Raw genomic sequence first — 25,718 nt, 5'->3', positions numbered from 1 at the left:
TTCCGCACGGCAGGGTCAGCGAAGCACCTCGACGGTGTTGCGGCGGACCAGATTCTTGCCCGGCTCGCGGATCTGGTCCATCGCGGCGGTGTTGAGCAGCACGCAGCTGCCCGACGGGCCGGTCACCGTGACCGTGGTGGCCTTGTTGTTGTCCAGGTTGGTCACCCGCAGCCGGGTGCCCACCGGAAACTGCCCGCTGGTCGCCGCCGGCGCGGCATTCTCGGCGAAGAAGGTGATCGCCCCCGAGCAGGCCGAGCGGGGCGCCGGGCCGGGCGCTCCGGGAGACGCTGCGCCGGGTCGGACCGTGCCGGCGGCCGGCGGCGCGGCGGGCGGAACGGCCTCGCCGTCGAGCCGTTGCACCACGTTGCGGCGGATCACGTTCTTGCCCGGCTCCCGCACCAGCTCCATCGCGGCGGCGTTGAGCAGCACACAACTGCCCGACGGGCCGGTCACCGTCACCGTGGCCGCCCGGTTGTTGTCCAGATTGGTCACCCGCAGCCGCGTGCCCACCGGGAACCGGTCACTGGTCGCCGCCGGGGCCCCGCCCTCGGCCGAGAAGGTGACCGAGCCCGAGCAGACGGACTGCTGCGCGGGTGCGGTGTCGGCGAACCCGAACCCGGTCCCCACCGCCACTCCCGCCGCGGCGAGCACCGCCACGGTCGCCGCCAGCACGTGCTTGCGCTGCACCCTCATCGCCGTCACTCCCGTCCTCGGTGTGTTCTTCACCGCGTGGTACGGACGGGAGGGACCTACCGTTCAGCCGACACGGGCACCGATCGTCGTGGCGGCCAGTTCGACGGGTCCGCACCTGGTGTGGTTGGCGATCGAGGGTGAGCTGCGTCACGATGGGGACCGAGGAGGTCGCCCCATGGCTGACCCGTGGCTCGCCCTGGAATTCGGCGTCGATCCGGCCGAGCGGATCGCGCAGGTCGGCGCGGCCCACGAGGCGTTCCTCGCCGCCGGCGCCGCGCCGCGCCGGGTGCGGGAGGTGGTACGCCGGTCGTGGGAACGGTCCGCCCGACTCGACCCGGAGGCAACTCCGCCGGTCGACCTGACCGACGACGCGCTGGCGAGCTACCGGGCCGCGCACCCGCTGGCCCGGGTGCTGCCGCTCTTCCGGGACCTGCTCGGCGGCATCGCCCAGGACGGCGCGCACCTGATGGCGGTCTGCGACGCGTACGGGCGGCTGCTCTGGGTGGAGGGCCACCCGGGGGTGCGCCGGCACGCCGAGCGGATGAACTTCGTGCCCGGCGCCCTGTGGGACGAGAGGCACGCCGGCACCAACGCCCCCGGCACCGCACTGGCCGTCGACCACAGCGTGCAGATCTTCGCCACCGAGCACTTCATCCGGCCGGTGCAGCGCTGGACCTGCGCGGCGGCGCCGATCCACGACCCGGCCACCGGGCGACTGCTCGGCGCGGTCGACATCACCGGCGGCGACCACCTGGCCAACCCGCACAGCCTGGCGCTGGTCCGCGCCACCGCCCGGGCCGCCGAGGCGCAGCTCGCCACCGACCGACCGGTGGAGCCCGGCGTCGTCACCGTGACCGCGCTCGGCCGCGACGAGGCGGAACTGCGGGTCGACGGGCGGCGCATCCGGCTGGGCCGCCGGCACAGCGAGCTGCTGGTGCTGCTGCTGCACCATCCCGAGGGGCGCACCGGCGAACAGCTCGGCCTCGACGTGTACGGAGACGACCGGCTCCTGCCGGTCACCCTGCGCGCGGAGCTGTCCCGGTTGCGCCGGGTGCTCGGTCCCGAGCTGCTCAACTCCCGGCCGTACCGGCTGCACGGCACCGTCCGCGCCGACTTCACCACGGTCGCCGATCGGTTGGACCAGGGCGATCCGGCAGGCGCGCTCGACGCGTACTCCGGGCCGTTGCTGCCCGGCTCGGACGCGCCGGGAGTCACGCGACTGCGCCGGCTCATCGACGGCCAGCTCCGCGCGGCCGTGCTGGCCGCCGCGGACCCGGCGCTGCTCGCGGCGTGGACCGCGACGCCCGCCGGCGCCGACGACCTGACCGCGTGGCAGGCCCTGGCGCGGGCGTTACCGGTGGGCGCGGCCCGCCGGCCGCTCGCGCTCGCCCGCATCCACCAGCTCGCCACGGAGTACGACCTACCACGCGCAACGTTGCTGCAACGTCCCCGAAACTAGCCTCGCCGCCGACACCGCACCACGACGGCGGAGGTAACCATGACGCGCTACGACGCGCCCACCCACTGGCAGTCCCGTTACGACCACTTCATCGGCGGCGAGTACGTCAAGCCGCACGGCGGTGGCTACTTCGAGAACCCGACCCCGGTCACCGGGCAGACCTTCACCGAGGTGGCCCGGGGCACCGCCGCGGACGTGGAGAAGGCCCTGGACGCCGCGCACGGCGCCGCCGACGCCTGGGGGCGCACCTCGGTGGCCGAGCGGGCGCTGATCCTCAACCGCATCGCGGACCGGATGCAGGACAACCTGGAGTCGCTGGCCATCGCCGAGACCTGGGAGAACGGCAAGCCGATCCGCGAAACGCTGGCTGCCGACATTCCGCTGGCCATCGATCACTTCCGCTACTTCGCCGGGGCGATCCGGGCGCAGGAGGGCTCGCTGGGCGAGATCGACGACGACACCGTCGCGTACCACTTCCACGAGCCGCTCGGCGTGGTCGGGCAGATCATCCCGTGGAACTTCCCGATCCTGATGGCCACCTGGAAGCTGGCGCCCGCGCTGGCCGCCGGCAACGCCGTGGTGCTCAAGCCGGCCGAGCAGACCCCGGCCTCGATCCACTACTGGCTGTCGCTGGTGGCGGACCTGCTGCCGCCGGGCGTGCTCAACATCGTCAACGGCTTCGGCGTGGAGGCCGGCAAGCCGCTGGCGTCCTCGCCACGGGTCGCCAAGGTGGCGTTCACCGGTGAGACCACCACCGGGCGGCTGATCATGCAGTACGCCAGTGAGAACATCAAGCCGGTCACCCTGGAGCTGGGCGGCAAGAGCCCGAACATCTTCTTCGACGACGTCAGCGCGTCCCGTGATGACTTCTTCGACAAGGCGCTCGAGGGCTTCACCATGTTCGCCCTCAACCAGGGCGAGGTCTGCACCTGCCCGTCGCGGGCGCTGATCCAGCAGGGCCACTACTCGGACTTCCTCGCCGCGGCGGTGGAGCGGACCGGCCGGATCGTGCAGGGCCACCCGCTGGACACCGACACGATGGTCGGCGCGCAGGCCTCCAACGACCAGCTGGAGAAAATCCTGTCCTACCTGGACATCGGCCGCCAGGAGGGTGCGAAGGTGCTCACCGGTGGATCCCGGGCGGAGTTGGGCGGCGAGTTGTCGGGCGGGTACTACGTCCAGCCGACGATCTTCGAGGGCGACAACTCGATGCGGGTCTTTCAGGAGGAGATCTTCGGACCGGTGGTTTCGGTGACCTCCTTCGCCGACCTCGACGACGCCGTGAAGACCGCGAACGACACCCTGTACGGGCTGGGCGCGGGCGTCTGGACCCGGGACATGAACACCGCGTACCGGGCGGGGCGGGCGATCCAGGCCGGGCGGGTGTGGACCAACTGCTACCACGCGTACCCGGCGCACGCCGCGTTCGGCGGGTACAAGCAGTCCGGCATCGGCCGGGAGAACCACAAGATGATGCTGGAGCACTACCAGCAGACCAAGAACCTGCTGGTCAGCTACTCGACCCAGAAGCTCGGCTTCTTCTGATGTCCATCGTCTCCGTGACCCCCGCGGCGGCCGATCTGATCCGGTCGCTGCGGGAGCGGCACGGGCCGCTGATGTTCCACCAGTCCGGCGGCTGCTGCGACGGCAGTGCCCCGATGTGCTACCCGGCAGGCGAGTTCCGCACCGGATCGTCCGATGTCCTGCTCGCCTCGCTCGCCGTGGACGGTGTGCCGGAGCCGGTCGAGTTCTGGATGTCGTCGGCCCAGTGGGAGTTGTGGAAACACACGAGGCTCACCGTCGACGTGGTCCCGGGCCGGGGCAGCGGCTTCTCCCTGGAGGCCCCCGACGGTCTCCGCTTCCTCATCCGCTCCCGCCTCGCCGCCTAGGTCACCCGCGACCGCTGCGTGTGGGCCGCCCCCGCCCCGTCGATCATGGAGTTGTGGTGGGCAGCAAGGGATGCTTTACACCTTTCGTCAGCCACCACAACTCCATGATCGGCCCTGGGGAGCGTGGGGCGGGGAGGGGGTTAGGGGTGGAGGAGGGGGATCAGGGTTTTGATGATGTGGTTGGGGCGGCGGTAGAGGTCCAGGTCCGTGAAGTGGCGGATTTTCCAGCCGTTTGCGGCTAGCCAGTTCGATCGGGATCGATCATGCCGGAGACGGTCGCGGTCCAAATGGCACGATCCGTCATACTCGACGCCGACCTTGCGGCGCCGGTAACCGAGGTCGAGGCGGTAGAGCGGCACTCCATGACCGTCCGGGACCCAGACCTGTGGCTCCGGCGGTGGCAGGCCGCCATCTATCAACACCAGGCGAAGCTGACTCTCCTGCCGGCACTCCGCCCGCGGGTCGGCGCGTGGCACGAGTTCACGCGCCTGGCAGACGCCACGGAGGCGTTTGTGCCGAGCGACCTCCGCCCTGAGTTCCTCGGATCGGCAGGCACCCACGCGAAGGCACAGGTCCAGCAGCGGCATCGCGTCCATTCGGCGCAGTGACCGGGCTAGGTCGACCGCGCAACGGGCGGCCGGGGCACAGGGCACTCCGCCCAGCAGCACCGTATCGCGTACCGGCAGCACCGCCTCGTGGGCGACGACTCCCCGCATCTGCGGGACGTTCTCGCCGGCCGGCACAATGATGTGCACGTCGAAACTGCGGACGTCGCCGAAGCCGTGCAACTGTGCACCGGTATGGAAGCCGACGACGGCAGTCTCAGGCAACCGCCGAAAGATCGCCGGCAGTCGCGCGGCTGGGTCGGCCGAGGGCGTGTAGACGCTCCGCGTCAACCGGTGCAGGCGGGACAGCCCAACCAGCCTGCGCACCTGCTCCCGACTGAGGCCGGCGGCGAGTAACTCCGCGTATCGATACTGATCCTGTGCCATGCGGCAGAGACTGCCGCGCCCCGCCCCAGGCATTCCGCCCCGACCCAGGAATCTGTGGATACCCGAGCGCCCTGTGCACAACCCCCAAACAAAGCCCACCCGTGCTATGCGCATCGACCTCCACCACAGCGTCGATCAAGGAGTTGTGGTGCCGGACAGAACTCCTGAACCATCGTCTACCGGGCACCACAACTCCATGATCGACTCGGTTCAGGGCACGCGGGGCAGGGCCGACGCGGCGCGGTTAGTCGCAGCCGTAGCCGTCGTTGTCGCGGTCGAGGTCGTAGATGTCGGTGCCGATGACCTTGACCGGGCCGCGAACGTAGGCGGGGCCGTTGCCGCTGCCTGGCAGGCAGTCGACGTCGCTGGCGATCGGGACGCAGGGGCTGTAGTTCGGGTCGCACTTCGCCTGCGCGGCCTTCTTGGTGCCGACGGCGACGACCTGGGTCAACGGCTGCTTCGTCACAACGGATTTCACCAGCTTCCGGGCCGTCCGCACCCCGTCCGTGGTGGTCACCTCGTACGTCAGTGTCTTCGTACCGTTGACGCCCTTGGTTCGGACGACCCGCTTGCCCTCGGCCAGGGAGGAGTCCTTCACGGTCCGCTCGGCGTACCGGATCGTGGCCCGCTCCGTCACGGTCGTCACCTGCACCACCGGCGCGGCGCTGGACGGGCTCGGCGAGACCGACGCGGTGGAGGGTGCGGCGACCGGCGACACCTCCTGCGCGGGGGCCTCCTCGGTCGGCTCGGCGGGTGCCGCCACGATGGGCTGCTGCGGTTGCTCGGCCGCGGTGCCGGTGCGGGTGGGCTCCGGTTCGCCGGCCAGGGCGCTGACAATCGCGGTGCCGGCGCAGCAGAGCAGCAGGAACGACAGGGCCACCGAGCCGAGGATGACGGCGACGCGGCTGGCGGGACTGGCCCGGCGGAACCAGCTCTGGGCGGCGGGCAGGCGGGGCCCAGGGCCGAACGGCGGCACGTGCGGCGGGCCAGGATTCGGCGGTGGTTGCATCGTCACGTCGATGAGTGTCGTCGCAAACACTGCGTGCAATATCCACCATCGCGCTCGTGACCGGCGACGGGACGACAGGTCAGGCAACCACTTGGCCGGACCGGGCACGGCTGATCGTGCCGCGCATTCAGGCAGCAAATCCGCGAATCACCAATTATTGGCCACGATAACGACCGCTCCACAGAGGAGGTCCGGGTCCGGCGTCGACGTGTCGAGTTGCCGTCAATGCGCTGGTCAGCGGGCGTCCAGGAGGGGTTGGTGGGGGTTCCACGGTGACCCGCCCGCGGCGTCGCGCCGGCGTCGGGCGATCGCCGACAGTGCCTCCAGGACCACGCGGTTGCCCAGGTAGGCGGTGATGTCGGCGTGGTCGTACGGCGGGGCGACCTCGACCACGTCCACCCCGACCACCGGCAGCTCGTAGCAGACCCGGCGGACCGCGTCGAGCAGTTGCCGGGAGGTCAGGCCGCCCGGTTCGGGGGTGCCGGTGCCGGGGGCCATCCCGGGATCGACGACGTCCACGTCGACGGAGAGGAAGACCCCCTCGCACTCGTCGACCGCGATCGTGAACGCCTCGGTGAGGCACGTGTCCAGCCCGCGGGCGACCAGCTCGGTCATCTCGTACGACCGCATCCGCTGCTCGGCCATCCAGGACAGGATGTCCGGGCCGGGCCAGTAGCCGCGCAGCCCGATCTGGAGGAACCGGTCGCCGCGTACCGCGCCGGACTCGATGAGGCGACGCATCGGCTGGCCGTGCCCGTGCAGCGAGCCGAACTCGATCTCGCCGGTGTCCGCGTGGGCGTCGAAGTGCACGAGCGACACCCGACCGTGCCCGTGCTGGCGGGCCACCCCGGTCGCGTCCGGCAGCGCGATGGAGTGGTCCCCGCCGAGCACGATCGGGATGGCGCCGGAGGACGACACGGCGTAGACGGCCGCCTCCAGAGCGGCCAGTGACCGTTCGATGTCGCCGGAGAACATCTCGACGTCGCCGGCGTCGTACACCCGGAGGTCGCGCAGCGCGTCGACGCGCAGCGCGAGGGACGGGCGGGAGCCGTCGTGGGCCAGGTAGCACGCCTGGCGAATCGCCGACGGCCCGAACCGGGTGCCGGGCCGGTGCGAGGTGCCGCCGTCAAAGGGTGCGCCGACGATGACGATGTCGGCGTCCGCGTACGACGATGGATCGTCGAGTGCGCACCGGTCCACGCCGAGGAAGGTGATGTCCGGCCCGTACATGGCACCGTAGCGGCTCATCGCTCCTCCATCCCCCAGCGCGAGCCGTAGCTGGTCAGCAGGTCGAGGAAGGGCACCGGGGGCAGGGCCTCCGGGCCGAGCACACCGACGCCGGACCACGCGCCGGTGGCGAGCAGTTCCAGCGCGACGACCGGGTTGACCGCGGTCTGCCAGACGACCGCCTGGTGGCCGTACTCGCGCATCGACCACTCGTTGTCGACCACGTGGTAGAGGTACACCTCCCGGGGCTGCCCGTCCGGGCCCAGGCCACGCACCCAGGTGCCGGCGCAGGTCTTGCCGCGCATCCGGTCGCCGAGGGTGGCCGGGTCGGGCAGGCAGGCCGCGACCACGTCGCGCGGGGACACCTGCACGCCGCGCACGCTGACCGGCGTCGTCGAGTCCAGGCCGAGCTTGTGCAGCGTCTTCAGCACGTCGATGAACTCGTCGCCGAGGCCGTACTTGAAGGTGACCCGCTTCGCCTTCACCCAGCGCGGGATCAGCAGCACCTCCTCGTGCTCCACGTTGACGCACTCGACCGGGCCGATTCCCTCCGGGAAGTCGAAGACCTCCGGCTCGCTGAACGGCTCGGTGGTGTACCAGCCCCGGTCGGCCTCCCAGACCACGGGCGGGTTGAGACACTCCTCGATCGTGGTCCAGATGGAGAACGAGGGTGCGAAGTCGTAGCCGTCGACGGTCAGGTTCGCCCCGTCCCGGACGCCGATCTCGTCGATCTCACTGAACAGCTCGTCGGCGGCGTACCGGGCGAAGATGTCGGACAGGCCGGGCTCGATGCCGATGCCGCCGAGCGCGAGCCGGCCGGCCGCCGCCCACCGGTCGGCGACGGCGAACTGGTCGTCGCCGAGCTTCACCCCGGTCTCGGCGTAGGGGCGGGACGGGTGCGGGTGGGACAGCGACATCGCCATGTCGAGGTAGTCCGCGCCGGCCGCGAACGCACCGTCGAAGATGGGCATGACGAAGCGCGGGTCGACGGCGTTGAGCACGTGGGTGATCCGGTGCTCCCGGCACAGCGCGGTGACCGCGTCGGCCGAGGAGGCGTCCACCTGGGCGGCGACGAAACGGTCGCCGTGCCCGGCCACCGCGCGGGCGGCGCGGTCCGGGTCATGGTCGGCGACCACCATCGTCTCGAAGAAGGAGCGTCGGGCGGCGATGGCTACGGCGGCGGAGCCGACGCCACCGGCGCCGACGAGCAGGACACGCATCAGGAATCAAACCCCAAACCAAGACGATCGAGAGTACGGAGCCACAGGTCGCGACGGCCCTCACGCGCATCGGCGCGGGCCATCGACCGGCGGGTGAGATTGATGCCGACCGCGCGGACGGGTTCCGGCGGGAACGGCAGGGGCTTGCGGCGGACCAGATCGAGCCGGGTCAGCGGGGTGTCCCCGCCGGCCAGCAGGTCGAGCAGCACCCGGGCCGAGAAGCGGGTGGCGCCGACGCCGAGGCCGGTGTAGCCGGCCGCGTACGCCAGTCGACCGCCGAACGCGGTCCCGTAGAACGGGCAGAACCGGGTGCAGGTGTCGATGACGCCGCCCCAGCGGTGGCTGAAGCGCACGTCGGCGAGCTGCGGGAACGTGGTGAAGAAGTGGTTGGCGAGAGCGGTGAAGGTGGCCGGGCGCTGCTCCAGCTTCGGGGCGACCCGGTTGCCGTAGTGGTAGACGGCGTCGTAGCCGCCGAAGAGGATCCGCCCGTCGCGGGTGATCCGGTAGTAGTGGAACTGGTTGCCGGTGTCGGCCAGGCCCTGGCGGTTGCGCCAGCCGATCGCGTCGCGCTGCGCCGGGCTGAGCGGCTCGGTCATCAGCACGTGGTCGTAGACGGGCACCACGTACGCGCGCAGCCGGCGCAGCAGCGGCGGAAACGCGTTGGTGGCCAACACGACCCGGCGGGCGCGTACCGAGCCGGGCGCGTTGTCCAGCCCGCCGGCGGTCGCCGCGCGCAGGGCCGGGCCGTCGGCGCGCAGCCCGGTGACCCGGGTGTGCTCGTGCACGCGTACGGCGAGGTCGACGCAGGCGCGGCGCAGACCCCACGCCAGCTCCGCCGGGTCCACCATGGCGACCCGGTCGGCGTCGACCATGCCACCCAGGTACGTCGGCGAGTTCACCTCGGCACGCACCTCGTCGGTGTCGAGCAGCCGCACCCGGTGGCCGTACCGGCGGGCCAGCTCGGCGTCGGCGGCCAACCCGTCGAGCTGGTACGGCTCGACGGCGACGGCCAGTTCGCCGGTGCGCTCGAAGTCGCAGTCGATGTCGAACTCGGCGACGGTGGCGGCGATCGCGTCCAGGTTGGCGCGGCCGAGGCGTTCCAGCTCGCCGATCTCACCGGGGAACCGGTCGACGCCGTTGGCCAGGCCGTGGGTGAGCGAGGCGGCACAGAACCCGCCGTTGCGCCCGGAGGCGGCCCACCCGCAGGTCCCGGCGTCGACGAGCAGCACGTCACGGTCCGGCTCGGCCCGCTTGGCCTCCAGGGCGGCCCAGAGCCCGCCGTACCCGCCGCCGATCACCAGCAGGTCGGCGGTCTGCGCGCCGGTGAGCGGCGGCAGCGGGTCGGGGCGCTCCGGGCGGTCCAGCCAGTACGGCACGGGCGCCGCGTCGGCCAGCGCCCGGCCGGTATGCGGGAGGGTCATGACGGCGGCCCGGTCGGACGGCCCGCATCCAGGGCGGTCATGACGAGCGACGCGCTTGCGGTACCGGGCCGGCCAGCAGCGCGGCGCGGCGAGCACGCCGCCCGCGCAGCGAGCTGAGCCCGACCAGCAGCAGCGCGATGGCGAACATCGCGGTGCCGATGACGTTGACCTGCGGCGGGATGCCCCGCTGGGCGGCGCCCCAGACGTACATGGGGAACGTGACTGTCGTGCCGGCGTTGAAGTTCGTGATGATGAAGTCGTCGAAGCTCAACGAGAACGCCAGCAGCGCGGCGGACACGATGCCGGGCAGCACCAGCGGCAGGGTGATCTGCCGGAAGGTCTGCCACTCGTTGGCGTAGAGGTCCATGGCGGCCTCCTCCAGCCGCCGGTCCATTCCGGCGAGCCGCGCCTTGACCGTCACCACCACGAACGACACGCAGAACATCACGTGTGCGATGACGATGGTCCAGAATCCCTGCGGCACCCCGGCCGAGACGAACAGGGCCAGCAGCGACGTGCCCATCACCAGCTCCGGGGTGGCCATCGGCAGGAAGATCAGCACGTTGATGCCGGACCGGCCGCGGAAGCGGTGCCGGACCAGCGCGAACGCCATCAGGGTGCCGAGCACTGTGGCGACCACCGTGGCGATGAAACCGATCTGCACGCTGCGGACGACCGCGTCGCACATGTCGGAGGTGGCGCAGGGCTGCCGCCAGTTGTCCAGGGTGAACTCGTTGAAGTCGTACGACAGGCGGCTCGACGGGCGGTTGAACGACAGCCCGGCCACCACCAGGATCGGCAGCGCGAGGTAGCCGAGCACCAGCAGCGCCACGATCATCACCCAGCGATCGGCCAGCCAACGGGAGACCCGCATCAGAGCACCTCCTCCGTGCCGGCCCTGCGCAGGTAGCCGAAGACCACCGCGAGGATCGCCGCCATCAGCAGGAACGACAGCGCGGCGCCCTGCGGGTAGTCCAGCCGGACCAGGAACGCCGAGTCGATGACGTTGCCGATCATGTATTCGTTCGGGGTGCCGAGCAGTTCGGCGTTGATGTAGTCGCCGCTGGCCGGGATGAAGAACAGCAGCGTGCCGGCGACCAGGCCGGGCATGGACAACGGCAGGGTCACCCGGCGGAACGCCTGGACGCCGCTCGCGTACAGGTCGCTCGCCGCCTCCAACAGCCGGGGGTCCAGCCGCTCCAGGCTCGCGTACAGCGGCAGCACCAGAAACGGCAGGAAGTTGTACGTCAGGCCGAGCACCACAGCGAACGGCGTGGCCAGCAGCCGGCCGTCCGGCGCGAGCAGATGCACGTCACGCAGCAGGCCGACCAGCGCGCCGTTGTCCGACAGGATCGTCTTCCAGGCCAGCGTGCGGACCAGGAAGCTGGTGAACATCGGCGCGACCACGCACACCAGCAGCAGGTTCTTCCACCGGCCGGCCTTCTGCGCGATGGCGTACGCCAGCGGGTAGCCGAGCAGCAGCGCCAGCACCAGGGCCAGCCCGGCGTAGCCGAACGAGCGCAGCAGCTGCGGCCAGTACGCCTGCACGACGTCCGGGTAGTTGCCGAACGCCCACGTCATCGCGTACCCGGTGGAGAGCGAGCCGCTGGGGTCGTAGAGGCTCGCCGCGGCGAGTTGCAGCAGCGGCACGCCGAAGAACACCAGCAGCCAGACCGCGCCGGGCAGCAGCAACAGGTACGGCAGGAGCCGGAACCGCCCGGACCGGGCGGCCGGTGGCGGCGGCAGCTGCCCCGGTTTGGTGGGGGCCAGGAGGGTCATGACGACGCGCCCACCGGCTCGTCGAGCACCGGCGTGGTCCGGTCGGTGTCGGCGGCGTCTCGGGCCAGCAGGAACGCGTGGCGCGGATCCCAGTACGCCACGGCCTCGCTGCCCACCGGCACCCGCGCCTCCGCGCCGTTGTTCGCCACGAAGACCGACAGCTCGGTGCCCCAACCGGTGCGCAGCAGGTACTGCGTGCTGACCCCCACGTAGGAGGCGTCGGTGACCACCCCGGTGAGGTGTTGGTGTCCTTGGGGGACCTGGTCGGCGGAGCCGACCAGGTGCAGCTTCTCCGGGCGTACCCCCAGGTGGACCGGACCCCGGTCGGCGCGCGACCGGCCGGCGGGCACCGAGAAGCGCGCGCCGTGCGCCGTCACCGCGACCTCGCCGCCGCTCGTGCCGGCGGCCTCGCCGGCGAGCAGGTTGGACTGGCCGAGGAAGTTCGCCACGAACGCGGTGGCCGGGAACTCGTAGAGGTCGGCCGGGGCGCCCTGCTGCTCGATCCGGCCGGCGTTCATCACCGCGACGGTGTCGGCCATGGTCATGGCCTCCTCCTGGTCGTGTGTGACGTGCACGAAGGTGATACCGACCTCGGTCTGGATGCGCTTCAGCTCGATCTGCATCTGCCGGCGCAGCTTGAGGTCGAGCGCGCCCAGCGGCTCGTCGAGCAGCAGCACCTGCGGCTGGTTGATCAGAGCGCGGGCCAGCGCGACCCGCTGCTGCTGGCCACCGGAGAGCTGCGCCGGACGGCGCGGGCCGAAGCCGTCGAGCTGCACCAGCGACAGCATCCGCCGGACCTCGTCGTCGACCGAACGGATGCCGCGCCGCCGCAGCCCGAAGGCCACGTTCTCGAAGATGGTGAGGTGCGGAAAGAGCGCGTAACTCTGGAAGACCGTGTTGACCGGCCGCTTGTACGGCCGCAGCCGGGCGATGTCGGTGTCGCCGAGCAGCACCTGGCCGCTGGTCGGCTCCTCCAGCCCGGCGATCATCCGTAGGGTGGTGGTCTTGCCGCATCCGGACGCGCCGAGCAGCGCGAAGAACGAGCCCTGCGGGATCGTCAGGCTGAGGTCGTCGACGGCGGTGAAGATGCCGAACCGCTTGGTGAGGTCGGCCAGGCGCAGATCGCCAGCGGGTGTCTCGCGTGTCATCCCCGTCACGCCCCGATGACCTGCTGGAACTTGCCCTCGTACTCCTTCTCCTGCTTTTCGTCCAGGGCCATGAACACCTTGGACTTCGCCAGCAGCGTTTCGTCGGGGAAGATCAGCGGGTTGGCGGCCAGCTCCGGGTCGATCTTCTCCATCTCGGCCTGGGCGCCCTTGACCGGACAGATGTAGTTGACGTACGCGGCGAGCTTCGCCGCGGCCGCCGGCTCGTAGTAGTAGTTGATCAGCGCTTCGGCGTTGCCCTTGTGGGTGGCCTTGTTCGGGACCATCATGTTGTCGCTGAACAGCATCACGCCGGAGTCCGGGGCGACGAACTGCACCTTCTCGTTCTCACTGGAGAGCTGGATGACGTCCCCGGACCAGCCGATGCACGCGGCGATGTCGCCCTTGGCCAGGTCGGGTGCGTAGTCGTTGCCGGTGAACTTGCGGATCTGCCCGGAGTCGACGGCCTTCTTGAGCTTGTTGAGCGCGTCGTCGAACTGGGCGGCGGTGAAGTTCGACGGGTCGTGCCCGTTCGAGCCGAGCAGCAGGCCCATGGTGTCGCGCATCTCGCTGAGCGCCGTCACCTTGCCCTTGAGATCGGGGCGGGTCAGCAGCTCGTCGACGGTCCGCAGCTCCTTGGTGACGCTGCCGTTGTACGCCAACCCGGCCAGGCCGGACTGCCACGGGATCGAGATGCGGTTCTCGGTGTCGAACGAGCGGTTGAGCAGCGACGGCAACAGGTTCGCCTGGACGTTCGGGATCTTCGCCACGTCGAGCTTCTGGATCCAGCCGAGCCGGATCATTCGCGCGGCCATCCAGTCGGTCAGCACGATGATGTCCCGGTCGGTGCTCTGGCAGGCGGCCAGCTGGTTCTGCACCTTGCCGAAGAACTCGTTGTTGTCGTTGATGTCCTCGGTGTAGGTGACCTGGATGCCGGTCTTTGTGATGAACTCGTCCAGGCTCGGCCGCTTGGACTCGTCCTTCTCGTCGACGTCCATGTACTGCGGCCAGTTGGAGAAGGCAAGCTTCTTCTCGGTGCCGGACAGGTCTTCGCTGACGCAGCCGGCCTCGGTCTGCTGGGCGCCCTTGGTGCCGCAGCCGGCGAGGCTGCCGCCCGCAGCGAGCAGGGCGGCCGATCCGAGAGTGCCGGTGAGCAGTCCACGCCGGGAGAGGGGCCGGAGGGGAGTACGCATGACGACTCCTAGGGGTCATCGTCGGCGGGCGGGACGGGGGAGGCGCGCGCCGGCGGGAATGTCGGGAGGCTCAAGTACCAGGGACGACTGATCCTGACATGAGAGACCCTCTCTCACAAGGGATTCCGTTGCGGGGTTAGCGATGCACGACGAAATACGCCAGACTGCGCGGGGACACACGCACGACATCACGATTCGGGACATGGGGAGCGCACGATGACGAACCGGCAGCACGAGAATGGCAACGGCGGTCGACGCGTCGCTGTACGTGAAGGTGCCAGTCACGCTCTGCTGGACGACGTGGCCAAACAGATCATCGAACAGCTCCAGGAGGATGGCCGACGGCCGTACGCGACGATCGGCAAAGCCGTCGGCCTCTCCGAGGCGGCGGTCCGCCAGCGGGTCCAGCGGCTCCTCGACTCGGGCGTCATGCAGATCGTCGCGGTGACCGATCCGCTCCAGCTCGGCTTCCCCCGCCAGGCGATGATCGGGCTGCGCACCGACGGCGACCTGGAGGCGGTGGCCGACCGGCTGGCCGAGCTGGACGAGGTCGACTACGTGGTCATCACCGCCGGGTCGTTCGACCTGCTCACCGAGGTGGTCTGCCGCAACGACGACCACCTGCTGGAGATCCTGCAACGGCTGCGCGCGGTGCCCGGAGTGCTCGCCACCGAAGCGTTCGTCTACCTCAAACTCCGCAAGCAGACCTACACCTGGGGTACGGCCTGACGGGCTTTGATCGACTCGGTGCTTTGCTTGATCGACTCGGCTTTCAGGAAGTCGGGGTGTCCGGGTCGCCCTGATACCCCGGTTTCCGTGAACCCGAGTGGATCAGCGTGCCGTTGCCCGGACTGCGTCGATGAACGACGTCCAGGCGGTCGGGGCGAAGGTCAGGGTGCCACCGTCGCGGTCCTTGCTGTCCCGCACCAGCACTCGACCGGGCAGGTTGTCGGCCACCTCGACGCAGTCACCGCCGTTGTTGCTGCTGCGGGTAGCGGTGCGCCAACGGGCGTCGGTCATGTCCATGTCGTGGCCACTTCCCTGATCAGCTCGATCGACTGACGTTGGGGCAACGCCTCACCGGTGACGCTCTCCCACCTGCGTCCCAGGTTAGCGACGTCGAGGGGATCGGTCACGATCTGACCGCGGAGCTGGTTGTCGAGATACGCCAATTCCGTCCCGTCGGGCAGGCGGCCCAGCACGAAGGGGCCAGCCAGGCCGGTGTGCCACGGGCTCTCGGCGGGGATGACCCGGACCTGCACGTGTTCCCACTCGGCCACGCCTGCGAGGTGGGCCAGCTGGCCGGCCATGACGGCGCGGTCGCCGACCGGGCGGCGCAACACCACCTCGTCGATCACCGCCACGAGCTGGGGTGGGGCGTCGCGGCGCAGGACCGCCTGCCGGTCGATCCGGCTCGCCACGATCTGGTCCACTTCAGAGGTTGCGACCAGCCCGCCCGTGTTCAGGACCGCGCGGGCGTACCCCTCGGTCTGGAGCAGGCCCGGCACGAGCAGCGGCTGATAGGAGCGGATCGAGGTCGCGTCCTGTTCCAGCTCGGCCCACGGTCGGAACCAGGGCAGGTCCCGGCGGCGGAACGGCTCCGGCCAGAGATCGGCCGCGTCCCGGCGTAGGACCTCGGCCACCGCGATCCTCGTACGCGGGTGCGGAATGCGCCCCGCGGCGAGCCACCGCGCCGCCGTCTTGGGGTCGACGCGGACCTTCTCGGCCAGCGACTCGACCGTCTCCCCCGCCTCGGCCATCGCCACCCGCAACGCCTCGTTCGCCACCGGATCCTCCCGCCCGCCGGGTGCACACTGCGGCGCACGATAGCGACGCTGCGTGTCGGTGTCCGCCGCCTACCGGCGTGTTGCGGTGAACGTGTTGACGCGCATCCAGAACGCTCCGCAACTGCCCCCAAGGTGCCCCACCCCCGTCCCGGCTGCTCGACCCGTTGCTCCACTCCCGTGATCGACTCGCTTGATCCACTCGACATCCCCGATATCGCGGCATCAACTCCGCCCCGACACCGCGACATCGGCGATACGGAGTGGATCGTGGCCGGCGGGCCGGGCCGGCAGGCCATCGCTCGCGTCCTTTGCTCTGCTTCAACCGGCGCAACACCCCGCGTCCGGATACCGGACGTGCACTGTTGCGTCCGTTGAAGCAGAGCAAAGGAGGCCGACCAGGGGTCAGCGGGCAGCCCGGCGCGCCCGCCGGGCACGACGAGCAGGGCCGACGCCCGTGCGGATTCCGTCGCGGCTAGGGCAATTTCTCGCCGAATCCGTCGTCCTTAGGCTTAGGCACTACCGATCACACTTGCTTTCCTGGGTCGTGCTGTGCGATAACCGTTGGCAGAGCGGCCGGCTTCACCCCTTTGACCGGCCCGACGACCGATGGGGCTGACATGGCCAACGCCACCGACCACCTCTGGATGCACTTCACCCGGATGGCGAGCTACTCCGCCGGCGAGGTGCCGACCATCGTGCGCGGCGAGGGCGCGTACGTGTGGGACGCGCAGGGCCGCCGCTACCTCGACGGGCTCGCCGGGCTGTTCGTCGTCAACGCCGGTCACGGCCGCACCGAGCTGGCCGAGGCCGCCGCCAAGCAGGCCGGTGAGCTGGCGTACTTCCCGCTGTGGTCGTACGCGCACCCGAAGGCGGTCGAGCTGGCCGAGAAGATCGCCTCGCTCACCCCGGGCGACCTCAACCGGGTCTTCTTCACCACCGGCGGCTCGGAGGCCGTCGAGGCCGCGTGGAAGCTGGCCCGGGCCTACTTCAAGCGCACCGGTCAGCCCAACAAGCACAAGGTGGTCAGCCGCTACATCGCCTACCACGGCACCTCGATGGGCGCGTTGTCGATCACCGGCCTGCCCGGCATCAAGAGCGACTTCGAGCCGCTGGTGCCCGGTGGGATCAAGGTGCCGAACACCAACTTCTACCGGGCGCCCGAGCACGGCGACGACGCCGAGGCGTTCGGCCGCTGGGCCGCCGACGAGATCGGCCGGGCCATCGAGCGCGAGGGGCCGGACACCGTCGCCGCGGTCTTCCTGGAGCCCGTGCAGAACTCCGGCGGCTGCTTCCCACCCCCGCCCGGCTACTTCGAGCGGGTCCGGGAGATCTGCGACGCGTACGACGTGCTGCTCGTGTCCGACGAGGTGATCTGTTCCTGGGGTCGGCTCGGCGAGTACTTCGGCGCCGTGCGCTACGGCTACCAGCCGGACATCATCACCACCGCCAAGGGCATCACCTCGGGGTACGCCCCGCTCGGCGCGATGATCGCCAGCGACCGGCTGATGGAGCCGTTCCTCACCGAGACGAGCATGTTCGCCCACGGGGTGACGTTCGGCGGACACCCCGTCTCCTGCGCGGTGGCCCTGGCCAACCTGGAGGTCTTCGCCCGCGAGGATCTCGTCGGGCACGTACGGGCCAACGAGGACGCGTTCCGCGCCACCCTGGAGAAGCTGCACGACCTGCCGATCGTCGGCGACGTGCGGGGCGACGGCTACTTCTACGGCATCGAGCTGGTCAAAGACAAGACGACCCGGGAGACGTTCGACGAGGCCGAGTCGGAGCGGCTGCTGCGCGGCTTCCTGTCGACCGCGCTGTTCCAGGCCGGTCTCTACTGCCGGGCCGACGACCGGGGCGACCCCGTCATCCAGCTCGCCCCGCCGCTGATCGCCGAGCAGCAGCACTTCGACGAGATCGAGCAGATCCTCCGCACGGTGCTGACCGAGGCGTGGTCGCGGCTCTGACCATGGGCTACGAGAATCTGTCGTACTGGCTGTCCAGCCTGGACGAGCCGCTCACGCCGCGGCCGGCGCTGCCCGGCGACACGGACGCCGACGTGGTGATCGTGGGCGCCGGCTACACCGGGCTGTGGACGGCGTACCACCTGGCCCAGGCCGATCCGACGCTGCGGGTCGTCGTCCTGGAGCGGGAGATCGCGGGGTACGGGGCGTCCGGGCGCAACGGCGGCTGGTGCTCGGCGCTCTTTCCCACGTCACTGACCGGGCTGGCCCGCCGGCACGGCCGCGACGCGGCTGTCGCCATGCAGCGGGCACTGCACGACACCGTCCGTGCGGTGGGCAGGGTGGTCGCGGCCGAGGGCATCGACTGCGACTGGGCCGACGGCGGCACCGTCACGCTCGCCCGCACCGGCCCGCAGCTCGCCCGGGCCCGGGCCGCCGTGGACGAGGCCCGCGCGTTCGGCTTCGGCGCGGACCACCTGGCGCTCCTCGACGCCGACGAGGCCGCGGCCCGGTGCGGCGCCGAGGGGGTACGCGGTGGGACGTACACCCCGCACTGCGCGGTCGTGCACCCGGCGAAGCTGGTGCGTGGTCTGGCGCGGGCGGTGGAGCGACTCGGGGTGCGGATCCACGAGCAGACCACGGTGACCGCGATCCGGTCCGGCGCGGCGGTCACCGCGTCGGGGACGGTGCGGGCGTCGGTGGTGGTACGGGCCACCGAGGGGTACACGCCAATGCTGCCCGGCCTGCGACGCACGGTGGCGCCGGTGTACTCACTGATGGTGGCCACCGAACCGCTGCCGGCGCAGACCTGGGAGCGGATCGGCCTGGCGGATCGGGAGACGTTCTCCGACCACCGACACGTGATCATCTACGGCCAGCGGACGGCGGACGGTCGGCTGGCCTTCGGCGGGCGCGGTGCTCCGTACCATTTCGGGTCCCGGGTCTCTCCCGGCCAGGACCGGGAGCCACGGGTCTTCGCGGCGCTGCGGCGGACGCTGGGTGAACTGTTCCCGGTGCTCGGGCCGGACGTTCCGGTGACCCACACCTGGGGTGGCCCGCTCGGGGTGGCCCGGGACTGGGCCGCCTCGGTCGGGTTCGACCGGGCCAGTGGGTTGGCCTGGGCGGGCGGCTACGTCGGGGACGGGGTGGGTTCCAGCAACCTCGCCGGCCGCACCCTGGCCGACCTGATCCGCGGCGAGCGCAGCGAGCTGACCAGCCTGCCCTGGGTCAACCACCGCTCGCCCCGCTGGGAGCCGGAACCCCTGCGCTGGCTGGCGATGAACACGGCGCTGCGCGTCATGACCAGCGCCGACGCAAAGGAGATCCGAACCAACCGCCCCTCCCACCGCGCCAAAACCCTCTCCCGCCTCCTGGGGCACTGACCGCGCTGGGCGGGCCGGGTGGGGGGTTAGTGGTTTGGGGGGATTACTCGGAGGTGGCCTCGGCGGCCCGTCTGGTGGGGGCCTTCCGGGTGGGCCTGGTCGTGCTCCGGGGGGCGGGGGGCCGGGCGGGCGGCCTCGCGAACCGCCTCGGCCAGCGCCACCAGGTCGTCCGTGGTGGGCGGGGGCGGCTCGAACTCACCCTCGTGCCGCACCACGTCCCAGCCGCGCGGCGCGGTGAGGCTGCGGGCGTGCTGCTCACACAGGTCGTACGTGTGCGGCTCGGCGAACGCCGCCAACGGGCCCACCACGGCTGTCGACTCGTTGTAGACATAGGTCAATGTGGCGACCGCTTGCCGGGGACAGCCGTTACGGGAGCAGCGCCGTGGTGACCTCACGGCGGCAGGGTATCTCCATTACCGGGTCCGGCGCATCGCTTCGCGTTGCGACACGCCCGTCGCGGTGATCACAATTCCCGGTTCGGGTCGCGCCGCGCCAGAGGAGTGCCGCTGCCGCTGGCCGGCCCGGCACGGGGACTACCCTTTGCGTCATGACGAGCCCGGAACACCGCCGCCCCGGCCCCGGCCGGCGTGCGCACCGCGACCGGCACGGGCGTGGCCTGCGCGGGCGTCTGGTGCCGGCGACCGTGCCGTTGGCGCGGACCAAGGCCGAGGTCTTCGACGATCTGGTGCTGGACACCGTCGAGACGTTGGAGCGGCGGTTCGCCAAGGAGCTGGCCGGTGTCGAGTTCGCCGTCGAGGACGTCCCACCGGATCTGAACGTCTACGACTCCGACGTGCTGGAGGACGGCGAGGTGCCGCTGGCCCGGCTGCTGCCCGGCCGCCCCGGCCGCCAGGAGGTGCCGCCGCGCATCGTGTTGTACCGGCGACCGCTGGAGTTCCGCGCCATGGACCGCGAGGATCTCGCCGACCTCGTCCACGACGTGATCATCGAACAGGTGGCGAACCTGCTCGGGGTCGACCCGGACGAGCTGGCCTGAGCCGTACGCGCCCGTACGACGGCTGAGCCGGGCGGCCCCCACCGCCCCGACCCTGCACCGCTCAGGCGGCCCGCCGCTTCAACTTGCGCCGCTCCCGCTCGGAGAGCCCACCCCAGATGCCGAACCGCTCGTCGTGGCCGAGAGCGTATTCGAGGCATTCGGTCTTGACCTCGCAGCGCGAGCAGATTCGCTTCGCCTCGCGGGTCGAGCCGCCCTTCTCGGGAAAGAACGCCTCGGGGTCGGTCTGCGAGCACAAGGCCCGCTCCTGCCACTCCGGCGCGTTTCCGAGCAGGTCGGCCACCTCAAGCTGGCCGTCCATCAAATGCCTCCTTGTCGCGCACCGGCGTCATCGCCGCTGCAACCCCCCACGCGAAAGGCGTGTTTGTTCGTCCGGTCCCTTTTGTTGCGTTCCGTGCGAACAACCCCATTCAAATTACACGCGTGTAATGCGTGCGCCGTCAAGCCAAACTTGATAATGGAGTCGCCCTCCCGACACCCCTGGTCGGCCACCAGGACCGTCCCAGCCTCGCAACCTGCCCTATCGATTCAGACCCCGGCCGAGTAACGCCCTCTCCGGCGAGTTGCCCGACTTTTCTGCCGTGGCGCTCCCCCCGACGGGCCACCGCCGGGAGAGCACCAGCCCCCTCTCGCAAAGCTGATCTTGGTGGGGGACAGGTTAACGCGGCGCGGCGCAGACCGCCCGTCGAGCCGTGGACAGCACTCGCACCCCGCCCACAATGTGGACGGGGTGCGAGTGAAAAGTGGCGCTTCGAGGTCAGCCTGCGGCCCCAAAACCGCTGCTGGGCCACACGAACTCGGCTATCCCTCCACCATGGACAGAAACGATGCCGGCGGACGTGTCCTCGTCCCACCAGACGGTATACAGACCGGCAGGCAGATCGGGATAGACCGCACTGTGGAACGACCCGTCCCGCACCCGACGCTCCCGTACCGCCGAGTGGACCCGCCGATCATCGCCGCGGCTGATCTCGATCTCCCGGCCGTGCAACTCCCGACCGGTGTAGACGATCAGGGCACCGGTGTCACCACCCAGTTCGAGGACGACACTCCCCGTCTCCGACGGCCCGTACGTGTGCTCGTGCATCCGCTGCTCCCCCGGCCGAAGATCAGGACGACGCCGGCGGGTTGTTGAACCCGTCGTACGGCGTACCGAGGTAGGGGAAGTTTGCGAGGAACGGGGCCGTCACGTCGGCGGCGCTCAACCCCGGGGTGACCGCGGCGGCCGCCGCATCCGGGCGGAACGTCTTGTCGACCAGCGGGACGGTCACCCCGGCGATCGCCCGCAGCGCGATGCTGACCACGTCGTCGCCGACCCGCCGCCCGTTGGGGAAGCCGGCCAGGTCGCCGCCGAGCACCCCGAACCGGTCCGGCCGGCGGGTCGGCGGGATCGCCGTGTTCAGCCGCAGCATGTCGGCCTGCACGTCACCGGTCGCGTTGGTGAAGCCGTCGATCAGCCCGGCCGGTACGCCGGTGAGCAGGATCGCCACCAGGTCGGCCCGGGCCTTCTTCGACTTGTTGAGCTTGTCCAGGTTGGGAAAGACGTCCGGGTAGAGGGCCGGCAGCAGCGCGGCCAACTCGGGCCGCTCGACGAACTGCGCGAACCGCTTGTCCTCCGACGGTGGCAGCGAGTTCCACAGGTCCTTCTTGGACATCGGCACGATGACCTCGTTGAACAGCGGATTGCCCAGCCGGGAGACCTGGGTGAACGGGCCGGTGGAGGTGTCCTGCGCGACCCGGTCACCGAGCACCCGGACTTGCCGGCGCGACGCCGACGTCCACACACCGAGCACCGACGCCGGGTCGCCCGCGCCGTACCGGCTGGCGCGGCGGCGCACCTGCTTCAGCGGCACCTGCACGGCGAGGCTGTGCACGTTCATCCGGTCGGTGGCGTTGACCGGCTCCCCCTCGGCCTTGAAGATCTTCTTCCCGGCGACGTGCAGCTGCTGGAACGGCCGCAGCGTGCCGAGGTCGAAGATCGCCCCCAGGTCGACGAAGAAGCCGTCCGCGCGCTGCCCGGCGAAGACCCGCTCCCCGGTCGACAGCGTGTAGGTGGCCTGCCGGACGAGGTCGGCGTACTTCGGGGTGGACAGCGGGCCGACGTTGCACGGCGGGCAGGGCAGCTTGTGCGCGAGCCGGTGCTCCCGGCCGTCGGTCACCCGGGTCAGGCTGTAGAACTGCCGGCGGTTCCAGTTCTTGCTGTCCAGCGAGTCGATCGGCCCGGTGTTGTAGAGGAAGCTGTTCGGGTTGGTGATCTCGGTGGTGAACTCGAACCGGTAGGTGACGTCGGGCTGACCGTCACCGTCGTTGTCGATGTGGATCTCGTAGCGCACGTCGTCGCCGAACTCGAAGAAGTTCGGCCCCCCGGACGGGAGCTGCAAGGGCACGTAGTTGGCGATCAACGTGACCGTGTCGGGCTTGTCGGGGCTGACGAACGCGTAAAGGTCGGAGCTGTCGGCGACCGGATCCTTGGCAATCTCCGGAGCCTCGCGGTGGGAAGACATGGCGGACCAACCTCACTGGGCGGGGACTGATGGCGGGCGGAGCGTGCGGGTCAGCGCCGGGCTGCGCGCCGCAGTCGGTCCGCCAGGCCGCGGTCGCGTACCTCGATCCGGGATTCACCGACGAAGACGTCCATCGTTCCGGACGCGGCGTCGCGCAGGTGCACGACGATCGGTTCGTCGTCCCGACCTGCCGCGCCCGGCGCGTTCTGCGCGGCCGACAGACCCGGCACGGTGAGTGCGGCGGCGCCGAGGGTGGCGCTGGCCGCGGCGGTCAACGTCTGCCGGCGGGTCAGTCGCGGCCAGGGCCGCTTCCGCTGATCACTGGTCATGGGCAACCTTTCCGGCGGCGGCGCGTACGCGCCCGCGGTGACGGACGGGTCCGGTGCCGTCGACCGACGCCGCCGGGCCCCTGAGGGAACACCGGCGGCGGTCCTCGCCGCGACCGCCGCCGGCACCGCTTGGTACGGCCGACGGCGGGAAAAGGTTCGACTTCAGCGCGGAGCGTGACCGTACGCAGTCGATCGCTTGCGCGCCGGACGACCGGCGGCCTTCGCGATGGCCCGCAACTGCTCCTCGGTACGCGCCGACCCGTTGCCGGAGCCGGCCATCCGGGAGATGGTCTCCTCCATCAGCGTGCCGCCCAGGTCGTTGCAGCCGCCCTGGAGCATCGCCACGGTGCCCTCGTCGCCGAGCTTGACCCAGGAACACTGGATGTTGTCGATCCGGCCGTGCAGCAGCAGCCGCGACATGGCGTGCACCACGCGGTTCTCCCGCCAGGTCGGCCCCGGGCGGGCGATGCCGGCCAGGTAGATCGGCGCGTTGGTGTGCACGAACGGCAGCGCCACGAACTCGGTGAACCCGCCGGTGCGGTCCTGCACGCCGGCCAGCACCCGGAAGTGCGCCAGCCACTGTCCGGGGTGGTCGACGTGGCCGTACATCATGGTGGAGCTGGACCTGATGCCCAGCTCGTGGGCCGTGCTGACGACATCGACCCAGGCGGCGGCCGGCAGTTTGCCCTTGGTGAGCACCCAGCGCACGTCGTCGTCGAGGATCTCGGCGGCGGTGCCCGGGATGGTGTCCAGCCCCGCCTCGCGCAGCTGGGTCAGCCATTCGCGCACCGGCACACCGGCCTTCGCGGCGGCGGTGACGATCTCCATCGGGGAGAACGCGTGCACGTGCATCTCCGGCACGCGGGCCTTGATCGCGCGCACGATGTCGGCGTACCCGGTGACCGGCATCTTCGGGTCGATGCCGCCCTGGAGGCACACCTCGCTGGCACCGGCCGCCCACGCCTGCTCGGCCCGGTCGGCGACCTGGTCGACGGAGAGCCGGTACGCGTCGGCGTCCCGCTCACGCTGGGCGAACGCGCAGAACCGGCAGCCCACGTAGCAGACGTTGCTGAAGTTGATGTTGCGGTTGACCACGTAGGTGACGTCGTCGCCGACCGCGTCGCGGCGTACGTCGTCGGCGAGCCGGCACAGCTCGTCCAGCGCCGGCCCGTCCGCGCCGAACAGCGCCAGCGCCGCGTCGGTGTGCCGGGGATCGAGCAGGGCCGCCGGGTCGTCGGCCGCCAGCCGCAGCCCGGCCGCCAGGTCACGGTCCGCACCGCTGCCGGCCAGCGCCGGGGGTACGCCCGCTCGCTGCGCCGCCGCCTCGGGGGTGACCTTGCCGGCGACCTCGGACCAGTCGCCGTAGACGCTGTCGAAGTCGCCGCGCCGGTCGTCGGTGCGGCCGGTGGTGTCGATGGTGGCGTGCAGGTCGGTGCGCCCGCCGAACGTCTCCTCCGGCTCCTGCCAGGGGCGCCCCTGCGGGAGGGCCGACTCGACCGCCATGCCGGTCGCCGGGTCGGCGAGGGCGTTCACGTGGGGCAGCAGCCGCGGGTCGAGCCACGGGTCACCGGCGCGCACGTACTCCGGGTAGATCGTCAACCGCTCCCGCAGCGTGAACCCGGCCAGCTCGGTGTGCCGGGCCAACTCCTCGATCTGCGGCCACGGGCGTTCCGGGTTGACGTGGTCCGGGGTGAGCGGGGAGACGCCGCCCCAGTCGTCGATGCCGGCGCGCAGCAGCAGGTCGTACTCGCCGGCGATGAGGTTCGGCGGGGCCTGGATGCGGGCCTTCGGGCCGAGCAGCAGTCGGGCCACCGCCACCGTGGCGGCCAGGTCGTGCAGTTCCGCGTCGGGCATGCCGCGCATCGCCGTGTCCGGCTTGGCGCGGAAGTTCTGCACGATCACCTCCTGGAGGTGGCCGTACTCCCGGTGCGCGCGGCGAATCGCGAACAGCGCGTCCACCCGCTCGGCCGGGGTCTCCCCGATGCCGATGAGGATGCCGGTGGTGAACGGCACCCCGACCCGTCCCGCGTCGTCGAGCACCCGCAGCCGGACCGCGGGCTCCTTGTCCGGCGAGCCGTAGTGCGGGCCGCCCGGCTTGGACCACAGGCGGGTCGCGGTGGTCTCCAGCATCATGCCCATGCTCGGGGCGACCGGCTTGAGCCGTTGCAGCTCCGACCAGGACAGCACGCCCGGGTTGAGGTGCGGCAGCAGGCCCGTCTCCTCCAGCACGGCCACCGCGCAGGCGCGCAGATAGTCCAGAGTGGAGTCGTAGCCGCGCTCGTCGAGCCAGCTCCGGGCCGCCGGCCAGCGCTCCTCCGGCCGGTCACCGAGGGTGAACAGGGCCTCCTTGCAGCCCTGGGCGGCACCGGCCCGGGCGATGGCCAGCACCTCGTCGCGGTCCAGGAACGGCGCCGGCAGCCGGTGCGGCACCGTGGCGAACGTGCAGTAGTGGCAACGGTCCCGGCAGAGCCGGGTCAGCGGAATGAAGACCTTCTTCGAGTACGTGACCACGCCCGGCCGCCCGGCGTCACGCAGCCCGGCGTCGCGGATCCCACCGGCGGTCCGGAGCAGCTCGTCGAGCGCGTCGCCACGGGCGGCGAGCAGCGCGGTCGCCTCGTCGACGTCCAGCGCGCGCCCGGTCGCGGCCCGGCCCAGGGCCCGCCGCACGCTCGCCTCGCTCGGACCGGAGTGGGTGCGATCAACCATCCACTCA

At 70.9% G+C, this 25,718-nt stretch carries 25 protein-coding genes; 7 read left to right on the top strand and 18 right to left on the bottom strand.

The features are described 5' to 3' along the window. Positions 1 to 15: 15 nt before the first annotated feature. A complete protein-coding gene (locus tag ABZU46_RS01935; protein WP_354854277.1) occupies positions 16 to 693 on the bottom strand; it encodes a hypothetical protein in 678 nt (225 codons plus the stop codon). Positions 694 to 868: 175 nt separating this feature from the next. On the opposite strand from ABZU46_RS01935, the gene ABZU46_RS01930 reads away from it, so the two are divergent. The 3 genes from ABZU46_RS01930 to ABZU46_RS01920 are packed head-to-tail and all read left to right on the top strand — an operon-like array spanning position 869 to position 4,041. Beyond that, positions 869 to 2,152 carry a GAF domain-containing protein gene (locus ABZU46_RS01930; protein ID WP_354854275.1) on the top strand — a complete coding sequence of 428 codons (1,284 nt, stop codon included), beginning with the start codon at positions 869 to 871 and terminating at the stop codon, positions 2,150 to 2,152. 39 nt (positions 2,153 to 2,191) lie between these two features. Beyond that, positions 2,192 to 3,697, top strand: a complete 1,506-nt coding sequence (gene adh, locus ABZU46_RS01925; RefSeq protein WP_354854273.1) for an aldehyde dehydrogenase — start codon at positions 2,192 to 2,194, stop codon at positions 3,695 to 3,697. Next, entirely contained in the window at positions 3,694 to 4,041 is a 348-nt protein-coding gene (locus ABZU46_RS01920; RefSeq protein WP_354854319.1) for a DUF779 domain-containing protein, read from the top strand. The genes adh and ABZU46_RS01920 overlap by 4 nt, the downstream gene beginning before the upstream one ends. A gap of 140 nt (positions 4,042 to 4,181) precedes the next feature. Here the strand turns inward: ABZU46_RS01920 and ABZU46_RS01915 are convergent, their stop codons facing one another. The 9 genes from ABZU46_RS01915 to ABZU46_RS01875 all read right to left on the bottom strand — a co-directional run bounded on the left by ABZU46_RS01915 (position 4,182) and on the right by ABZU46_RS01875 (position 14,027). Next, positions 4,182 to 5,033 (bottom strand): DUF559 domain-containing protein, encoded by an 852-nt coding sequence (locus tag ABZU46_RS01915; RefSeq protein ID WP_354854271.1) that lies wholly within the window; start codon positions 5,031 to 5,033, stop codon positions 4,182 to 4,184. Positions 5,034 to 5,277: 244 nt separating this feature from the next. Then, positions 5,278 to 6,042: a G5 domain-containing protein gene (locus tag ABZU46_RS01910; RefSeq protein ID WP_354854317.1), complete on the bottom strand. Its 765-nt coding sequence runs from the start codon at positions 6,040 to 6,042 to the stop codon at positions 5,278 to 5,280. A gap of 234 nt (positions 6,043 to 6,276) precedes the next feature. Further along, positions 6,277 to 7,290 (bottom strand): agmatinase, encoded by a 1,014-nt coding sequence (speB, locus tag ABZU46_RS01905; protein ID WP_354854269.1) that lies wholly within the window; start codon positions 7,288 to 7,290, stop codon positions 6,277 to 6,279. Beyond that, on the bottom strand, positions 7,287 to 8,489 hold the full coding sequence (locus tag ABZU46_RS01900; RefSeq protein ID WP_354854267.1) for a saccharopine dehydrogenase C-terminal domain-containing protein: 1,203 nt from the start codon (positions 8,487 to 8,489) through the stop codon (positions 7,287 to 7,289). Before ABZU46_RS01900 ends, speB begins: the two co-directional genes overlap by 4 nt. Further along, the gene (locus ABZU46_RS01895) at positions 8,489 to 9,910 is read right to left on the bottom strand and encodes an FAD-dependent oxidoreductase (protein ID WP_354854265.1); all 1,422 of its coding nucleotides are present in this window, start codon (positions 9,908 to 9,910) and stop codon (positions 8,489 to 8,491) included. Before ABZU46_RS01895 ends, ABZU46_RS01900 begins: the two co-directional genes overlap by 1 nt. 37 nt (positions 9,911 to 9,947) lie before the next feature. Next, the gene (locus ABZU46_RS01890; RefSeq protein ID WP_354854263.1) at positions 9,948 to 10,784 is read right to left on the bottom strand and encodes an ABC transporter permease; all 837 of its coding nucleotides are present in this window, start codon (positions 10,782 to 10,784) and stop codon (positions 9,948 to 9,950) included. Next, complete coding sequence (locus ABZU46_RS01885) at positions 10,784 to 11,689, bottom strand: ABC transporter permease (RefSeq protein WP_354854261.1); 906 nt, start codon at positions 11,687 to 11,689, stop codon at positions 10,784 to 10,786. Before ABZU46_RS01885 ends, ABZU46_RS01890 begins: the two co-directional genes overlap by 1 nt. After that, complete coding sequence (locus ABZU46_RS01880) at positions 11,686 to 12,837, bottom strand: ABC transporter ATP-binding protein (RefSeq protein WP_354854259.1); 1,152 nt, start codon at positions 12,835 to 12,837, stop codon at positions 11,686 to 11,688. The genes ABZU46_RS01885 and ABZU46_RS01880 overlap by 4 nt, the downstream gene beginning before the upstream one ends. A gap of 5 nt (positions 12,838 to 12,842) precedes the next feature. Then, positions 12,843 to 14,027: a spermidine/putrescine ABC transporter substrate-binding protein gene (locus ABZU46_RS01875; protein WP_354854257.1), complete on the bottom strand. Its 1,185-nt coding sequence runs from the start codon at positions 14,025 to 14,027 to the stop codon at positions 12,843 to 12,845. 216 nt (positions 14,028 to 14,243) lie between these two features. Between ABZU46_RS01875 and ABZU46_RS01870 the strand changes: the two genes are divergently transcribed. Beyond that, positions 14,244 to 14,756: an Lrp/AsnC family transcriptional regulator gene (locus tag ABZU46_RS01870; RefSeq protein ID WP_354854255.1), complete on the top strand. Its 513-nt coding sequence runs from the start codon at positions 14,244 to 14,246 to the stop codon at positions 14,754 to 14,756. A 102-nt stretch (positions 14,757 to 14,858) separates the two neighbouring features. On the opposite strand, the gene ABZU46_RS01865 is transcribed toward ABZU46_RS01870, so the two are convergent. After that, positions 14,859 to 15,053 carry a DUF397 domain-containing protein gene (locus ABZU46_RS01865; protein ID WP_354854253.1) on the bottom strand — a complete coding sequence of 65 codons (195 nt, stop codon included), beginning with the start codon at positions 15,051 to 15,053 and terminating at the stop codon, positions 14,859 to 14,861. Continuing rightward, the gene (locus ABZU46_RS01860) at positions 15,044 to 15,787 is read right to left on the bottom strand and encodes a Scr1 family TA system antitoxin-like transcriptional regulator (protein WP_354854315.1); all 744 of its coding nucleotides are present in this window, start codon (positions 15,785 to 15,787) and stop codon (positions 15,044 to 15,046) included. Before ABZU46_RS01860 ends, ABZU46_RS01865 begins: the two co-directional genes overlap by 10 nt. A 644-nt stretch (positions 15,788 to 16,431) precedes the next feature. Between ABZU46_RS01860 and ABZU46_RS01855 the strand changes: the two genes are divergently transcribed. Then, positions 16,432 to 17,778, top strand: a complete 1,347-nt coding sequence (locus ABZU46_RS01855; RefSeq protein WP_354854251.1) for an aspartate aminotransferase family protein — start codon at positions 16,432 to 16,434, stop codon at positions 17,776 to 17,778. Between the two features lie 2 nt (positions 17,779 to 17,780). Next, the gene (locus tag ABZU46_RS01850) at positions 17,781 to 19,157 is read left to right on the top strand and encodes an FAD-binding oxidoreductase (RefSeq protein ID WP_354854313.1); all 1,377 of its coding nucleotides are present in this window, start codon (positions 17,781 to 17,783) and stop codon (positions 19,155 to 19,157) included. Positions 19,158 to 19,183: 26 nt separating this feature from the next. On the opposite strand, the gene ABZU46_RS01845 is transcribed toward ABZU46_RS01850, so the two are convergent. Next, positions 19,184 to 19,552 carry a DUF3499 domain-containing protein gene (locus ABZU46_RS01845; RefSeq protein WP_354854249.1) on the bottom strand — a complete coding sequence of 123 codons (369 nt, stop codon included), beginning with the start codon at positions 19,550 to 19,552 and terminating at the stop codon, positions 19,184 to 19,186. Between the two features lie 152 nt (positions 19,553 to 19,704). Between ABZU46_RS01845 and ABZU46_RS01840 the strand changes: the two genes are divergently transcribed. After that, positions 19,705 to 20,154: a metallopeptidase family protein gene (locus ABZU46_RS01840; RefSeq protein WP_007455785.1), complete on the top strand. Its 450-nt coding sequence runs from the start codon at positions 19,705 to 19,707 to the stop codon at positions 20,152 to 20,154. Between the two features lie 61 nt (positions 20,155 to 20,215). Here ABZU46_RS01840 and ABZU46_RS01835 read toward each other — a convergent pair whose 3' ends face one another. The 5 genes from ABZU46_RS01835 to ABZU46_RS01815 form a co-directional block, all read right to left on the bottom strand. Continuing rightward, positions 20,216 to 20,473, bottom strand: coding sequence for a WhiB family transcriptional regulator (locus ABZU46_RS01835; protein WP_007455784.1), 258 nt, complete (start codon positions 20,471 to 20,473; stop codon positions 20,216 to 20,218). A 456-nt stretch (positions 20,474 to 20,929) separates the two neighbouring features. Next, positions 20,930 to 21,259, bottom strand: a complete 330-nt coding sequence (locus tag ABZU46_RS01830; RefSeq protein ID WP_354854247.1) for a phospholipase — start codon at positions 21,257 to 21,259, stop codon at positions 20,930 to 20,932. Between the two features lie 22 nt (positions 21,260 to 21,281). Continuing rightward, positions 21,282 to 22,676, bottom strand: a complete 1,395-nt coding sequence (locus ABZU46_RS01825; protein WP_354854245.1) for a DUF4331 domain-containing protein — start codon at positions 22,674 to 22,676, stop codon at positions 21,282 to 21,284. A 50-nt stretch (positions 22,677 to 22,726) separates the two neighbouring features. Further along, a complete protein-coding gene (locus ABZU46_RS01820) occupies positions 22,727 to 23,005 on the bottom strand; it encodes a hypothetical protein (protein ID WP_354854243.1) in 279 nt (92 codons plus the stop codon). A gap of 162 nt (positions 23,006 to 23,167) precedes the next feature. Next, positions 23,168 to 25,711 carry a bifunctional FO biosynthesis protein CofGH gene (locus ABZU46_RS01815; RefSeq protein WP_354854241.1) on the bottom strand — a complete coding sequence of 848 codons (2,544 nt, stop codon included), beginning with the start codon at positions 25,709 to 25,711 and terminating at the stop codon, positions 23,168 to 23,170. Positions 25,712 to 25,718: the final 7 nt, after the last annotated feature.

The organism is Micromonospora sp. NPDC005197 (assembly GCF_040608295.1).
In the GTDB taxonomy this organism is placed as follows: domain Bacteria; phylum Actinomycetota; class Actinomycetes; order Mycobacteriales; family Micromonosporaceae; genus Micromonospora.
This window is presented reverse-complemented; position numbering and strand designations above follow the sequence as displayed.